The organism is Candidatus Hydrothermales bacterium (assembly GCA_039630235.1).
In the GTDB taxonomy this organism is placed as follows: domain Bacteria; phylum Hydrothermota; class Hydrothermia; order Hydrothermales; family JAJRUZ01; genus JBCNVI01.
The window spans coordinates 303028-317508 of record JBCNVI010000001.1 but is presented as its reverse complement, the minus strand read 5'-3'; the positions used below and the strand labels follow the sequence as shown (position 1 = coordinate 317508).

Annotated in this window: 16 protein-coding genes; 7 read left to right on the top strand and 9 right to left on the bottom strand. The window is 32.8% G+C overall.

The window, feature by feature from the left end; translation table 11 throughout:
• Position 1 precedes the first annotated feature (1 nt).
• From mgtE to ABDH49_01465, 4 genes are all read right to left on the bottom strand, one after another.
• Entirely contained in the window at positions 2–1387 is a 1386-nt protein-coding gene (gene mgtE, locus ABDH49_01480; protein ID MEN3045648.1) for a magnesium transporter, read from the bottom strand.
• 75 nt (positions 1388–1462) lie between these two features.
• A complete protein-coding gene (locus ABDH49_01475) occupies positions 1463–3070 on the bottom strand; it encodes a M23 family metallopeptidase (GenBank protein ID MEN3045647.1) in 1608 nt (535 codons plus the stop codon).
• 144 nt (positions 3071–3214) lie between these two features.
• Entirely contained in the window at positions 3215–3811 is a 597-nt protein-coding gene (locus ABDH49_01470) for a hypothetical protein (protein MEN3045646.1), read from the bottom strand.
• A 242-nt stretch (positions 3812–4053) separates the two neighbouring features.
• Positions 4054–4653, bottom strand: coding sequence for a hypothetical protein (locus ABDH49_01465; protein ID MEN3045645.1), 600 nt, complete (start codon positions 4651–4653; stop codon positions 4054–4056).
• Positions 4654–4749: 96 nt separating this feature from the next.
• On the opposite strand from ABDH49_01465, the gene ABDH49_01460 reads away from it, so the two are divergent.
• A complete protein-coding gene (locus tag ABDH49_01460) occupies positions 4750–5016 on the top strand; it encodes a hypothetical protein (protein MEN3045644.1) in 267 nt (88 codons plus the stop codon).
• Here ABDH49_01460 and ABDH49_01455 read toward each other — a convergent pair.
• The gene (locus ABDH49_01455; protein MEN3045643.1) at positions 5006–5593 is read right to left on the bottom strand and encodes a hypothetical protein; all 588 of its coding nucleotides are present in this window, start codon (positions 5591–5593) and stop codon (positions 5006–5008) included. The two genes, ABDH49_01460 and ABDH49_01455, sit on opposite strands and share 11 nt — an antisense overlap.
• 83 nt (positions 5594–5676) lie before the next feature.
• On the opposite strand from ABDH49_01455, the gene sucD reads away from it, so the two are divergent.
• The 6 genes from sucD to ABDH49_01425 are packed head-to-tail and all read left to right on the top strand — an operon-like array spanning position 5677 to position 11796.
• The gene (gene sucD / locus ABDH49_01450; GenBank protein MEN3045642.1) at positions 5677–6549 is read left to right on the top strand and encodes a succinate--CoA ligase subunit alpha; all 873 of its coding nucleotides are present in this window, start codon (positions 5677–5679) and stop codon (positions 6547–6549) included.
• Positions 6546–7109, top strand: coding sequence for an outer-membrane lipoprotein carrier protein LolA (locus ABDH49_01445; protein MEN3045641.1), 564 nt, complete (start codon positions 6546–6548; stop codon positions 7107–7109). The genes sucD and ABDH49_01445 overlap by 4 nt, the downstream gene beginning before the upstream one ends.
• 9 nt (positions 7110–7118) lie before the next feature.
• The gene (locus ABDH49_01440) at positions 7119–8318 is read left to right on the top strand and encodes an isocitrate/isopropylmalate family dehydrogenase (protein ID MEN3045640.1); all 1200 of its coding nucleotides are present in this window, start codon (positions 7119–7121) and stop codon (positions 8316–8318) included.
• Positions 8318–9073 (top strand): class I SAM-dependent methyltransferase, encoded by a 756-nt coding sequence (locus ABDH49_01435; protein MEN3045639.1) that lies wholly within the window; start codon positions 8318–8320, stop codon positions 9071–9073. Before ABDH49_01440 ends, ABDH49_01435 begins: the two co-directional genes overlap by 1 nt.
• The gene (locus tag ABDH49_01430) at positions 9070–10320 is read left to right on the top strand and encodes an endonuclease Q family protein (protein ID MEN3045638.1); all 1251 of its coding nucleotides are present in this window, start codon (positions 9070–9072) and stop codon (positions 10318–10320) included. The genes ABDH49_01435 and ABDH49_01430 overlap by 4 nt, the downstream gene beginning before the upstream one ends.
• Before the next feature lie 3 nt (positions 10321–10323).
• Positions 10324–11796 (top strand): aromatic amino acid ammonia-lyase, encoded by a 1473-nt coding sequence (locus tag ABDH49_01425; GenBank protein ID MEN3045637.1) that lies wholly within the window; start codon positions 10324–10326, stop codon positions 11794–11796.
• Positions 11797–11801: 5 nt separating this feature from the next.
• Here the strand turns inward: ABDH49_01425 and ABDH49_01420 are convergent, their stop codons facing one another.
• The 4 genes from ABDH49_01420 to ABDH49_01405 are packed head-to-tail and all read right to left on the bottom strand — an operon-like array spanning position 11802 to position 14456.
• Positions 11802–12611 (bottom strand): AAA family ATPase, encoded by an 810-nt coding sequence (locus ABDH49_01420; protein MEN3045636.1) that lies wholly within the window; start codon positions 12609–12611, stop codon positions 11802–11804.
• Positions 12598–13407, bottom strand: coding sequence for a tetratricopeptide repeat protein (locus tag ABDH49_01415; GenBank protein MEN3045635.1), 810 nt, complete (start codon positions 13405–13407; stop codon positions 12598–12600). Before ABDH49_01415 ends, ABDH49_01420 begins: the two co-directional genes overlap by 14 nt.
• The gene (acpS, locus tag ABDH49_01410) at positions 13397–13783 is read right to left on the bottom strand and encodes a holo-ACP synthase (protein MEN3045634.1); all 387 of its coding nucleotides are present in this window, start codon (positions 13781–13783) and stop codon (positions 13397–13399) included. Before acpS ends, ABDH49_01415 begins: the two co-directional genes overlap by 11 nt.
• On the bottom strand, positions 13764–14456 hold the full coding sequence (locus ABDH49_01405; protein ID MEN3045633.1) for a TIGR02253 family HAD-type hydrolase: 693 nt from the start codon (positions 14454–14456) through the stop codon (positions 13764–13766). The genes acpS and ABDH49_01405 overlap by 20 nt, the downstream gene beginning before the upstream one ends.
• Between the last annotated feature and the right edge of the window lie 25 nt (positions 14457–14481).

Below are 14481 nucleotides of genomic sequence, written 5' to 3'. Positions count from 1 at the left end.
ATTACTTTAGTAAAATTGATGCTAAAAGGAGATACGAGAGAGTCCCTAAAATATCAGCAATTGTTGTAACAAGTGGTGCACTAGCCGAAGCCGGATCCTTTCTTAGTTTTGTGAGTATAAAAGGTAATGATAAACCAACTAAACTTCCAACTAGCACATTTATAATCATAGAAGCACCAATACATAAGGTTATGATTAAAGATTGACTCCTAAAAAGACCAATTAAAGATATTCCTAAGCCTAGTGTTAATCCTAAAGCAGATGAAATTAGAATTTCCTTAAGGATCAAGTAGAAGAAATCTTTAAATTCAACAGTTTTTAGTGCCATGGCTCTTATTACAAGTGTTGCAGATTGAGATCCAGCGTTTCCAGCAGTATCAATAAGGACAGGTAAGAACGTAACAAGCACAATGTATTTTGCGATGGTATCCTCGAATCTTTGAATTATTCCACCTGTTATAAGGTTTATAAAAAGTAAAAATAGGAGCCAACCGATTCTACTTCTATACAATTTTTTTATCGGAATTTCCTTAATTTTTGTCATTAACTCAAGACCAATAGTTTCTGGATGTATAGCAGAGATTTTTGCTATATCCTCAGTTTGCTCCTCTTCCATTACGTCCATTATATCATCCACAGTAACTATTCCTAAGAGGTGATTCTCACTATCAACTACTGGTAAAGATATCAAGTTATACTTTCTCATGATGTGTGCTGCTTTTTCTTGATCCTCATAGGGAGTTATTGAGATGAAGTTAAAGTCCATGAGAGATTCTATTTTATCGTTTGGATCAGCAAGTATGATTTTTCTTAGGGGAATATCATCGAGTAGTCGCCAATCTTCATCAACCACATATATCATGTTAATTGTTTCTGCGTCTATACCGTTTTTTCTTATATGTTCAATCGCTTTTTTGATTGTAAGATCCTTTTTCAAGGCTACATAATCTGGGGTCATAAGTCTTCCTACGCTTCCCCTGGGATAACCTAAAAGGGTTAGGGCTTCTTTTCTTTCTTCAGGTGTAAGTAAATTTAATAGTTTTCTTGTTAAAGAGGGAGAAAGTTCTTCAAAAAGTGAGGTTCTGTCGTCTGGTGAGAGCTCTGAAAGTATAACTTTTATTTCTTCTTCTTTAAGGCCCTTTATAATTTCTTCTTGAAAACTACTTGTAAGTTCTGAGAATACCTCGGTTTTTAAATCTTTTGGTAACATTAAAAAGATTGAAATTGCCTCTTCTTTGTTTAGCTCTTGGAGCAATTCAGCTATATCTGCGGGTTCAAAGTTAACTATTGCTGTTTTTAATTCTTTATAATTTTTTTTCTTTATTAATTCCCTTACTTCTGGTTTTAAAAGCTCTGCGACAGAGATGTGAGATTTCTTTTTTCCCATTTTCGGTGAGGCCTTATAACGGAAGTTTATTATAAGTTTCTTTTATGCGTTTATTCAAATTGTTTTTTATGTAGATTATTTTTTTATGTAGATTAGTTTACCTGTTATTTCATTTATATTTCCCGAGAAGTCTTTAGCTATTAGTTTAAAGTTACTTTCTTTTTTTTCGATTTTTCTATAGACTCTGATTTTTGCCACTTTGGTTGATGAGTTATAGCTAACGGGTTCCCACTCCTCGTCGATGTAAAATTCAATATCTTTTAATGAAAAATTATCTTTAACTATGAATTTAATTTCAAGTTTAGAGGGATTAACGTATAAATTCTTTTTGCCTACAATTACAGGTTTAACTGTGTCAACTGCTATGAAATATTTGCCCCATGAGTAAATTTCGAAGATTGAATCCGAAGTTAAAAATTTAGGGGAGGTTCTATATCCTCGTGATCTTAAAATTATTTCTTTATCTTTTTTATTTTTAACCTTTACTTTTATGGGATTTTTAAAGAGAACTTCGGCAGAGTAGACAAGGAGGGTCTCTTCTTTTTCTTTTAAAAATATGGGATAAGGAAAGAATTGAAAATTTTGTGGTAATGTTAACTCAAATTTTTCTAGTTTTACATGATAGTTTTTTTCAGGTAAGGGGAATACGTAAATATAATCAAAAATTTTACCTGATTGTCCTGGTTCCAAAAAAATCTTTCTTTCCACTGAATCGACTATTACCATACCATCAAAAACAAAATAAATTCCCTTTTTTCTTTTGATTTTTTTATTTTTATCAATTTCTTTTTTAATAAATATTCTTACGGAGTCACTATTGCTCTTAAAATCGTATACAAATATTCTAAGGGGTTTTATATTATCAGTTTCTAAATTTATAAAAGTGTTTCCTTTCCAAAATGCCTCATCTGATAAAATAGGATGGATAAAACTTTCTGATAGAGGACCTCCTGTTTCTGTATAAAGGGCTCTTGCAAGAAAATTTTTATCAATATCTATACTGTCGTATTTTAATTCGCAGATTAGTGAGTCTCCCCAAAAGACTTTTAAAGAATAGATACTCATTTTATCTGAGTTTCTTTTCTGAAGATCAAAGGCAGATATCCATAAGAAAAAGTCAGAGGTAATCTTTAGTGTTTCTGGGAAAGGTCTCTTTAGCTCAACCGGTAAAAAGCTAGAATAAACTAAAGTTTTTCCGAGTGGATAAATTTTTATTTTTTCTATGACAGGTTTTACAGTGTCTACTACTTCATGGAAAAATAGGGGGTTTAAAGCTTTGTTAAGCTTTCTTCTTACTTCAAGGTGTATATGAGGAATTGCCGTAGAGGTGTTTCCCGAGTACCCTATAGTATCATTTTCATTTAATTCTATATTCGTATTTATCTCTATTTCGTTTTTTTTAATTTTTTTCTTCTCGTAGTAAATATACTCTTCGATATCTCTTTTAAATCCGTTCAGATGGACGTACACATAAATGAAATTTTCGCTATTTTCTATGTAGAGAGCCTTTCCGTATCCCCTCCATTTATCCACTACTTTTACTATCTTACCCTTGAAGGGGCTTACTATAGGAATACCCACCTTTCTATCTGTTGAGATGTCTATACCTAAATGAAACCTCGTTCCCCTATTTTCTAAGAATGAAGAAGTTAATACCTGCGAAAAAAGTAAAAGATATATCATCTAAGATTTCAATTTTTTCCTACTGAGTAAAGGTCAGATTTTGATTCGGTGAAATTTGGTAAGTATCTGTTACTCATGATTTCAATAAGAGAGAACTCTATTGAGTAGAGTATAGGCTCTCGCATTTTTAAATCTTTATCTTTTTCATCTTCTAACAGAAATTCCTATGTTAAAATTTGTTGAGCGGTCATATTCTTCTCCGTATTTGTTCTGTGAAAAGCCGATTAGTAAAAATAAATTTTCCTTTATTTGCATACTTATACTAAATGTGTTAAAAAGTGGGTAGGCCCAAAAATAGGAAAAGCTCGACTTTTCGGGATTAGGCACGCCTACGATAACTCCGATTTTAACAAGGCTTGGAAAACTTGGACCAGCTTTAAATGCTAGTATGCCATCAGAAAACGGAAATGAAAGTTTTAAGAAAGAATAGCCCACATTAAAGGGAAGAAACTTACCTTTACTGTCTTCAAGATATAGCCCAGCTCCCAGGGAAGCTTCAGCTCCTATGGCAACGTTTTTGGAAAATCCGTAGTAAGCTCCTCCCGTAACTATACCTCCATAGTACTTAAAATCTTTAATAGTAGTTTGACAGTTTGATGATTCAGTATATGTACCCTTAGCATAAAATCCCTCTGCACCAAAATAAAAGTTAGCACCCTTGTTGGTCGCTGCCTTATCGTAATTCAGGGGCGCTACACAATAGTAGGCCAAAAAGGGTAGGGATACAATTATCTTCCTCATGATATATTATACCTTTTAAAATTTGTTGAATTTCAAATCTGTACTGGTACAAATCTATTGGTGATAACTCTGGTATCTAGCAGTGCGTTCGAGGCTGGGAAAAAGAGAGTTTGAAGGCACTTTGATAATTTTTGTCTCTGCTCCCTTTATTAAAGACACAGTGACGAAACTACTAATCTGTAGATGTTAAACTTACGGAGTCGCGATCAAGAGGGGTCTGTGAAAAAATAAAAAGGGTCTTTCTATTTTCTAATAAATGTGATCCCCAAGTGAAAATTCGTTGAATGGTCCTCCCCATTGAATCTGATGCTGGAAAAACCAGTGGATAGAGCAAGATTCTCTCTTACCAATATGTTTATACTAAGTGTATTAAACTGTGGGTAAGCCCAGAAATAGGAAAGAGTAAATTTTTCAGGATTAGGTATTCCAAGAAGGACTCCTATTTTAAAAATTTGAGGAAAACTTACTCCAGGTTTAAATGCTAATATGCCAAAAGGAAATAGAAAGGCAAATTTTAAAAATGCATAACTTGAATTATAGAGTGAAGCTATAGCCCTCTCGCCTTCAGAAATAAATAATCCACTTGCTAAGGAGGCCTCAGCTCCTATGGCAATATTTTTAGAAAATCCATAGTAAGCTCCTCCAGTTGCTGTTAATCCATAATATTCGAAATCCCTAATAGCTGTATAACCACAACCTGCTTCAGTATATTTGCCCTGGGCGTAGACCCCTTCTGCACCAAGATAATAATTAGCACCCTTATTAATTGCTGCTTTATCATGATTTAAGGGTGCTATACAATAGTAAATCAGAAAAGGTAGAGATATAATTAGCTTTTTCATGATTATATTATACTTTATGTTTCTAAAATTTGTCGAATTTCAATTTTATATCAATGCAAATTATAAGTTTAATCTAAAAGAGATAGTTCTTCTCGCATAGTCAAAAGGACCGAATATTCAATAATTTTCATTCCTGTGCCCTTTACAAAGGATGCAATGTATGAGGCTATAGATGCAGGTATTAAACTTATACTTAAGATCACTAAGGGAATACCAGCTCAAGATATGGTTGAAATGCTAGAATATGTCAAAGTGAAAGATATAATAATTAGAGGTTCAAACTGTCATGTCCGTTTATCAACTATTTTTACTATTCTGCCTTTGAAGGGACCTACTGATGAAATCTTGTTCCTTATTTTCTAAATGATAAACCCAATTTAAAGGTGGCTAAGAACATCTTACCTGCTCCGAAACAGGAAAGACCAGTTGCTAGAACAAAATTTTTTGCTATTAATATGTTTATATCAAATGAGTGTAGATATGGGAAAGCCCAGAAATAAGAAAAACAAAATTTTTCAGAATTAGGTAAACTTGAAAGAAATCCGGCTTTAAAATAGTTAGGATAACAGGCACCAATTTTTAATGCTAATATGTTATCAGAAAAGGAATGGGAAAATTTTAAGAATGCATAACCTAAGGGAAAGAAAGTAATATTGCATTCTTCTACAGTAGGTAATATAGCTCCTCCTGAAACTTCGACTCCTATAGCAACTCTCTTAGAAAATCCATAGTAAACTCCCCCGGTACCTATGGCTCCATAACCTTGGAAATCCATATATGGAGAACCATTACAAGCTGGCACAGTGTATTTGCCTTTGGCATAGAATCCTTCTACACCAAGATAATAGTTAACACCCTTATTAATTGCTACTTTGTCATAATTTAAAGGTGCTATGCAATAGTAGATCAAAAAGGGCAAAGGTGTAATTATCTTTTTCATAACATATTATACTTCTGAATTAAATTTTCTTTAAATGCGCATAAATCTTATAATTAAAAAATCTTTAAGGGAGGAGTATAAAAATGGCAATATTACTATCCTATGACACAAGAGTTTTAGTTCAAGGAATTACAGGAAGGGATGGTTCTTTCCACGCAGTCAAAATGAAAGAGTACGGAACAAAGGTTGTTGCTGGAGTTACTCCAGGTAAAGGCGGACAGAAGGTGGGCGATATTCCGGTATTTAACAGTGTGCTTGAAGCTGTAGAAAAAGAAGGCCCAAATACCTCTATAATCTTTGTCCCTGCCCCCTTTGCAAAAGACGCAATGTACGAGGCTATTGACGCAGGTATTAAACTTATAGTCACAATCACTGAGGGAATCCCAGCTCAGGATACCGCTGAAATATTAGATTATATCAAAGGGAAAGATGTAAGAATAATAGGACCAAACTGCCCTGGCATAATAGCACCCTCTATTGCAAAGGTTGGAATTATGCCTGGCCATATTTTCAAAAAAGGACCAGTTGGAGTTATCTCACGAAGCGGCACTTTAACATATGAAGTAGTATATCATTTGTCTAATAATAACTTGGGACAATCCACAGCTGTTGGAATCGGTGGTGACCCCATTATTGGAACAAGGTTTATAGATTTACTAGAGATGTTCGAGAAAGATGATGAAACAGAGTGCATTGTCTTAATTGGCGAAATAGGCGGGACAGACGAAGAAGACGCGGCTGAGTACATAAAGCATAATGTAAGAAAGCCTGTTGTAGCCTTTATAGCAGGCAGAACAGCTCCACCTGAGAAAAGAATGGGACACGCCGGAGCTATAATAGAAGGGGGAAAAGGAACAGCTGAAAGTAAAATAAAGGCCTTAGAGGAAGCTAATGTTTCAGTCGCAACTTTACCCTCTGAAGTTGCAATTTTAGTTAAAAATAGACTATCTAGATGATAAAAGTCTTACACTTAATTTTATTTTTTTCAAGTTGGCAAAAAATAAGCGATTATTACCTTAATAATGTTAAAACAATTTATGCAGAATTTACTGAAATTCTAATTTCAGATGAAGATAGAAGAGAGTTTGAGGGAGCCTTGTGGGCAAATAGAGAAGGTTACTTGAGATTTTCAATCACAAAACCTGACTCACAAATTTTATTCGTAAGAAAAGATAGAGTTTTCATATACGATTTTGAAGAGAAAAAAGAGTCAGAAATTTTCTCATCTCCTTATTTACCAGAGTTTTTCCTCCTTAATTTTGAAAATTTCTATAATCTAAAGGAAGGAAAAATTAAAGCCGATACCTCAATTTATATTTTTGAAAGAAGAGATTCAAGTCTAGTTTACGATACTATTGAAGTATTAATGGAAGATAAAAACAAAAAACCTTTTAGACTGAATATCATTTCAAAAGATCTTTCCGTAAAGTATATAATAATTTTTAAAAACTTTGTGATTAACCCTATTATTAGTAAAGATATATTTTTTAAGGTTCAAGTCCATCAAAGAAAATAAAAAAGTAAGATGGAAGATAAAATTAAGATAGCACAGGAAAAGTTTGCTGAAATCCTGAAAAAACAAATAGAAAGAGTTGAAAAAATTAAAAGTGCAGAAGATTGGATTGACTACACTAAAATAAGACCAATCATAATAGGAGTGGCAGGAGGAGACGGAATTGGACCTTTTATAACAGATGAAGCCCTTAGAGTATTAAAATTTTTATTGCAGGAAGAAGAGAAAAACAAAATTGTAGAGTTTAGAAAAATAGAAGGATTAACAATTGAAAATAGAGCAAAAGCCTGTAAAGCAGTTCCAGATGATGTACTTGAGGAAATAAAAAAATGCCATGTGCTTTTAAAGGGACCTACCACAACACCAAAAGCTGGCGATCCATGGCCTAACATAGAAAGCGCAAACGTCGCACTTAGAAAAGAACTTGATCTTTTTGCTAATATAAGACCTGTAAGAGTTCCGTCAGAGGGAATCGATTGGATCTTTTTTAGAGAAAACACAGAAGATCTATACGCCGTAGGAAGTGAAGGTATTGATGTTACTGAAGATCTTTCAATTGATTTCAAAGTAATAACTACACCAGGAAGTGAAAGGATCATAAGACTTGCCTTTGAGTATGCAAGAAAAAATAACAAAAAGAGAGTAACCGCAGTAACAAAAGCCAATGTGATTAAAAAAACCGATGGTAGGTTCTTAAAAGTTTTCTATGAAATTGCAAAGGAATACCCTGAAATTGAAGCTGACGATTGGTTTGTAGACATTATGTCAGCAAAACTGATTGATAAGCAAAGAAGAACACAGTTTCAAGTTTTAGTAATGCCTAATTTGTATGGAGACATACTGACAGATGAGGCTGCTGAATTTCAAGGTGGTGTTGGGACGGCAGGTAGTGCAAATGTGGGTAAAAGATACGCAATGTTTGAAGCAATACATGGTTCTGCTCCAAGAATGGTAGAGGAGGGAAGAGCAAAATTTGCAGATCCTTCAAGTATTATAAGGGCTTCAGCAATGCTTTTAAGACACATTGGCTATGTTGAAAAAGGTGATTTGCTTGATATGGCTTTAGATATTTGTGGGCAATATGAGAGAAAAGTTGTTATTACAGGTAGATCCACAGGGGCTACAACCTCAGAGTTTGCAGATTATTTAATTGATACACTCAAAAGAAGTGATTTAAAAGAATACTGGAAATCCTTTCAAAAAAGTCCTTAGTGTCTGAATTTTCAAAGTCATTTACTAAAATTGCCCAATTCTATGATGAGTTAATGAGTAATGTTTCCTATAAGGAATGGGTCGATTATGCTGTTTCTTTTCTGAATATCTTTAATATTAAAAAAGAGAAATTTCTTGATCTTGCTTGTGGTACAATAATTCCAACAATTTATCTTTCTGAGTATTGTGAAAAAATTGTCGGTGTTGATAAATCAATTGAAATGCTTAAAGTAGCTAAAAGGAAAATAGAAAAACTAAATAGTAAAAAGATTTCTCTTGTTCTCTCTGATATAAGAGAATTTCATTTCAAATGGAAGTTTGATGCAATTTTTTGTTTCTTTGATAGTATGAATTACCTTTTAAACATAGATGATCTTTATAAGTCTTTTTACTGTGCCTATCAAAATCTTAAAAGTAGGGGAATTTTTTTATTTGACATGAACTCGATTTTTGCACTCAAAGAATTATGGGATACAAGGAAAGATATAAAAATTCATAAAAACTTTATTTCAATATGGGAAAATGAATGGATAGAGGAAGAAAAAATTTCAAAACTTGTGATTACAATAGAATGGAAAGAAAACGGCAAAGAAAGATACGTTAGAGAAGTTCACTTTGAAAAAGCTTATCACATTGATGAAGTTGTAGATACTTTAAAAAAAGCTGGTTTTGAGGAAGTTAACGTATATGAACACTTGAAATATAGTTTACCTAATTCTTATACTACAAGAATTCAATACGTCGCTTTGAAATGAATTATTTTATAGCAGATATTCACATACATTCCTCCTATTCAAGAGCTACAAGCCCTAATATGAATCCAACTTTTCTCTCGAGGTACGCAAAATATAAGGGAGTTAACCTGCTTGGAACCGGTGATATACTTCATCCTGAGTATAAAAGAGAACTTAAAAAAGTCTTAAAAGAAAGGGGAGACGGTTATTTTGAAATAGATGGAACCTTATTCATCTTAACAACAGAAGTAAATCTTGTTTTCACAAGAAACGATAAAATCAAAAGGATTCATATTGTTTTAACTTTTCCTGATTTTTTAACTGTTGAAACACTTGAAAAGAAAATTTCTCTTTTCGGGTCCTTAAGTGCAGATGGAAGACCTACTCTTTCTTTAGATACTATCAATTTTATTGAGTTAGTTAGGGAAGTTTCAAAGGATATTATGATTATACCAGCTCACATTTGGACACCTTGGTTTTCCCTTTTTGGTTCTAATTCTGGTTTTGATTCTCTAGAAGAAGCCTTTGGAAGTTACGTTAAAGAGATACAGGCTCTTGAAACAGGACTTTCATCTGATCCACCTATGAATTGGATGCTTTCATCACTTGACAATTTTTCTCTTGTTTCAAACTCAGATTCACACTCTCCAGATAGAATAGGACGAGAAGCTAATGTTTTTAAGACTTACCTCTCATATGAAGAGTTGAAAAATGTTTTAGAAAAAAAAGATAGAGAAAAGTTTTTGTTTACAATCGAATTTTTTCCCGAAGAGGGGAAGTACCATTATGATGGGCATAGGAGCTGTGGAATTTCTATGCATCCCGAGGAGTCAAATAAGCTAAATAATATATGTCCAAGGTGTAATCGACAGCTTACAATAGGTGTCTTATCTAGAGTTTATAAGTTAAAAGATAGAAATTTTGGAGAAAAGCCTGAAAATTATATTCCTTACAAAAATCTTGTTCCACTGAAAGAGATAATTGCTCAGACGATAAATAAAGGAGAAAACTCTAAAGAAACAGAAAGAATTTGGGAGTCTCTCATAAAAAGATATGATAACGAAATGAATATTTTACTTAATGTGAGTTTAGATGAGCTTTCAAAAAATGTAGATACGAGAATAATAGAGGGAATAAAAAACATGAGAGAAGGTAAAGTAAAAAGAATTCCGGGTTATGATGGTGTTTACGGCAAAATTATCGTTTTTGATGAAGAAAGTAATAAAAACTATAATAAAAATTTGAGTTCCCAGATATCCCTTTTTTAAGCTATGAGGTACTTTCACGTAGGTCTTGATAAATTAGATACTGAGGAGCTTTGGAACATTGCAAAGGGAAAAAAGATAAAAGTTGAGTCAGAAGTTTTAAAAAAGGTAAAGGCAAATAGAGAGGTTTTAGAAAACTTAATAAAAAAAGATGAGATGTACTATGGGATAAACACAGGGGTAGGCAGATTTGCTGATAAAAAATTGAGTTTAGATGAACTGAAAGACTTCCAGAAGGACTTAATTATCTCCCATACTTCAGGTTACGGAGCCCCTCTTAAAAAAGAGATTGTTAGGATGGCAATGTTTTTAAGGTTATATATGTTGTCAAGGGGATATTCAGGAGTAAGACCTGAAGTAGTGCTAAAACTTGAGGAATTTTTGAATAAAGACATTGTTCCCTATGTTCCCTCTTTTGGATCAGTGGGTGCAAGTGGAGATTTAATTCCCCTTTCGCACATAGCTATGGCTTTAATCGGTGGGGGAATGGTATTTCACGATGATAGACTTTTGCCGACTTATGTTGTTCTTAAGTCTACTAATACAAAACCACTTGAAATGGAATATAAAGAAGCACTTGCTCTTATAAATGGAACTCAGGTTTCGTTAGCTCTTTTAGTTTATGTTACTAAGTACCTTGAAACTATCTTATCTTTTTATGATAAAGCATTCCTTCTTTCTTTTGTTGCAATAGATGGTAATCCGGATATTTTTAACGAAAGTCTTATAACTTTACGTAATTCAAAGAGTGAGAAAAAGTTTGCTAAAATCTATAGGGAATTCTTAAAGGATTATAGATTTGAAAGAAAAAAGAAACTCGTACAAGATCCTTATTCTTTTAGATGTATGCCACAAATAAGAGGCTCAACTGATGAAGTTTTTGAATTTTGCAAAAAAATAATTGAGGATGAAATAGAGTCTGTCTCAGATAATCCTTTAATATTAGATGAAAAAGTTATTTCAGGAGGAAACTTCATAGGAATAAGACTATCTTTTGCTGCTGAAAATCTAAAGAAAATCATTTCAGTCTTATCAAATGTTTCTGAAAGAAGAATTAATCATTTGATGGGTAGTGAAGTGGTTGAAATGCCGAAGTTTCTTTCAGCTGAACCAGGAAAAAAATCAGGTCTTATGATCTTGCATGTTCTTGTTGCATCTTTAGTTTCTTATATAAAAACTCTAACATTTCCTGATCTTTCAGACTCAATACCTACTTCACAGAATCAAGAAGATTATGTTCCGATGACTATGAATTCCTGTTTAAAACTATTAGATATTCTAGATAAGTTTAAGGTAATAACTCTCTCAGAGTTATATGCAAGTACAAGAGCTCTTTTATTACTTAAAAAGAAAATTCCATCAAAACTTGATGATTTTCTAAGTTCAAATTTTGAGGATTTGAAGATATTTACTGATGATTTAGCTCCCTTTGAAGTACTTAGAAGGATTGAAAAAATATTAAATCTTGAAAATATTTAAAATTTTTATTTAAGGTGAAAGTCAAAGTCCTTCTTTATAAGTAAAATAGTTTCTTTATCAACTATCTTTTTATTTCTTGTAAAGGCAATAAATAGGGCATTAGAGCAGATGCTGTTAATTAACCTGGGATAACCTTTTGTGATTAGGTAAATTTCTTTGATTGCTTCTTTATTGAATATATTTTCGTCTCCTCCAGCCACTTTTAATCTATGTTTTATATAATTTTCTGTTTCAATTTCAGAGAATGGATTTAAAGTATAGGCAATTGCGACCCTTTGCATAATTGCTGGGTGTTTTTTTAGTTTCTTTTTAAGCTCCAGTTGTCCAAAAAGAACTATTTGTAAAAGTTTTCCCTCTGGTACTTCCATATTTAAAAGTAACCTTATTTCCTCTAACATTTTAGAACTTAAAAGTTGAGCCTCATCAACCAGTACTACGAATCTAAAGGGATCACTCTTAAACTTTTTTTCTAAATCATTTCTTAAGGCTATTTTACTTTTTTTATAACTTTCAATTTCTAAAAAGTTTTTAGCTAAAAGGTTTAAAAAGGCTGCTGGTGAAATAAGAGGATCTGAAAGAAGTAGAGTTTTTTTCCCTTTTTCTCTTAGATCTTTTTCAATTAATTTAGAAAGAGTAGTTTTTCCGCATCCGATTTCACCAAGAATTAAAGAAAGGCCGCCCCTTAATTCAAAAATTTGATAAAGAATTCTAGCATAGCCCTCCTTTATATTTTCAGACCAGAAAAGAAAATCTAAGTCTACGGTATTTTTAAAGGGCGATTTCTTAAGACCAAAGAATTCTTCAAACGTTTTCAAGCCTTTCAATTGCCTTTTGGGCCCATTTTGAGTCAGGTGCTATCTCTATAACTTTCCTATAACTTTCCTTTGCTTTTTCATACTCTTTCTTTTTTTCATAAGTGATACCTAAGTGATATATAGCCTCAACAAGGTTTGGCCCTTTTTCAAGTGCCTTTTGGAAAAATGAAATAGCATCGTCATACATTTCTCTATCAAGATAAATTAGTCCCAAATAATAGAGAGCGTACAAAGTGGCAGTGGGATTATTATTAATTCTTATTACTTTAACTAAGTGTTCTATAGCCTCACCATATATTCCCTTTTTATAACATATATAACCTATATCTTTCATAGCCATTGTGTTCATAGGCTCAATTTGGAGAACTTTTATATAAAGAGGAAAAGCATCATCGTACCTTCCTGATTGAACATAGGCCCAGCCAAGAAGGTTTAAAACTTTCACATTATCAGGAGCCTTTTCTCTTACACTTTCAAGAATTTTAATAGCCTCATCGTAATTACCTTTTGCGATCTCATTCCACCCTTTCTCTATAAAGGTAGTAACATCTACATCTGTTATTTGAAGTCTTTGAACAAATTTCAAAGGGTCCCGTACCTGAGTATCTCTTTTTAATTTTAAAGTTTCTCTTTTTATCTCTTCTAAAAGTTCTATAAGTGAGTCAATTTCATCTTTGACTTCTATATAAAGCTCCTTTAGCTCCTCTTTTACTTCTTCAAAGGTAGCACCAACTTTGATTTTACTTTTAATGTTTTCAAATTTTTCGTATAATTTGGTACAGTATTTACTCTTCACAGTCTAACATAATACAAAAGGCAAGTGCATATTTTCCATCGTGGGTTATTGATATTGAGAATTTTTTGTTTTTAAATCTCTCTCTTAAGTCTCCGTGAAGTTTTATTTCTGGTTTACCGCTTTTATCTCTTATAACTTCAATTTTTTTAAAGTAGACTCCTTGCCCAAAGCCACTTCCTATAGATTTCATCACGGCTTCTTTAGCTGCAAAACGCCCGGCTAGATGAATAAAGGGGTTTTTATTTTTAAAGGCGTATTCAATTTCCTTTTCAGTGAAAATTCTTTTTAAAAATTTTTCACCAAATTTCTCATAAGCCTTTTTTATTCTTTCAATTTCTACTAGGTCAACTCCAGTTTTAAGCTCCCTTATTTTCATTTAATTTCTTAACAATTTCGATAAGTTCAAGAGGATCATCAATTTCAAAGTCAGCTCCTGAATTTTTTGTACCGAAAGTATCTCCGTATCTTGCAAATACTGTGATCATTCCTACTTCCTTTGCACCGTATATATCTCTTTCTGCCCAATCACCAACCATTAAAGCGTTGTGAGGTTCTACATCTAATTTTTTTAGTATAGCAAGAAATGGTTCAGGATTTGGTTTTCTTACTCCTGTATCGTCCCAAGTGATTACAGCGTCAAATATAGTGTGAAGTCCTACTTCTGCTAGTCTTGTCCAAGCTTGCAGTCTTGGTGCATCTGAGATAACTCCAAGTTTTAATCCCATTCTTAAAAGTTCTGTTAAAACATACTTTATGTGTGGATAGAGTATCATATTTGCAGTTTTTGCTCTCCTATAGGCTACGATACCTGCTGCAAGTATTTTATAATCAACATATCCAAGCTCAATTTCTAAAAATCTATCGAAGATTCTTTGATCTTCTATATGTGTTTCTCTATAAAGTTTAAAGATTTTTTCAATTGCATGGTCTTTTTTGATTTTTAGCCCGGCGTCTATCATAGCCTCTACTGCCATTTCTACTGACTCTCTTTTCATTCTCATAAAATCAAGTAAGGTATTATCAAGGTCAAATATACAAGCTTTTATCATTACTTGTTCTTTATCTCTGTCTTTT

Coding starts and splice junctions, on each gene's coding strand:
- ABDH49_01440 (MEN3045640.1), top strand. CDS start 7,119: ATGGAAGATAAAATTAAGATAGCACAGGAAAAGTTTGCTGAAATCCTG.
- ABDH49_01425 (MEN3045637.1), top strand. CDS start 10,324: ATGAGGTACTTTCACGTAGGTCTTGATAAATTAGATACTGAGGAGCTT.
- ABDH49_01430 (MEN3045638.1), top strand. CDS start 9,070: ATGAATTATTTTATAGCAGATATTCACATACATTCCTCCTATTCAAGA.
- acpS (MEN3045634.1), bottom strand. CDS start 13,783: ATGAAAATAAGGGAGCTTAAAACTGGAGTTGACCTAGTAGAAATTGAA.
- ABDH49_01445 (MEN3045641.1), top strand. CDS start 6,546: ATGATAAAAGTCTTACACTTAATTTTATTTTTTTCAAGTTGGCAAAAA.
- ABDH49_01465 (MEN3045645.1), bottom strand. CDS start 4,653: ATGAAAAAGCTAATTATATCTCTACCTTTTCTGATTTACTATTGTATA.
- ABDH49_01470 (MEN3045646.1), bottom strand. CDS start 3,811: ATGAGGAAGATAATTGTATCCCTACCCTTTTTGGCCTACTATTGTGTA.
- ABDH49_01405 (MEN3045633.1), bottom strand. CDS start 14,456: ATGATAAAAGCTTGTATATTTGACCTTGATAATACCTTACTTGATTTT.
- ABDH49_01475 (MEN3045647.1), bottom strand. CDS start 3,070: ATGATATATCTTTTACTTTTTTCGCAGGTATTAACTTCTTCATTCTTA.
- ABDH49_01455 (MEN3045643.1), bottom strand. CDS start 5,593: ATGAAAAAGATAATTACACCTTTGCCCTTTTTGATCTACTATTGCATA.
- sucD (MEN3045642.1), top strand. CDS start 5,677: ATGGCAATATTACTATCCTATGACACAAGAGTTTTAGTTCAAGGAATT.
- mgtE (MEN3045648.1), bottom strand. CDS start 1,387: ATGGGAAAAAAGAAATCTCACATCTCTGTCGCAGAGCTTTTAAAACCA.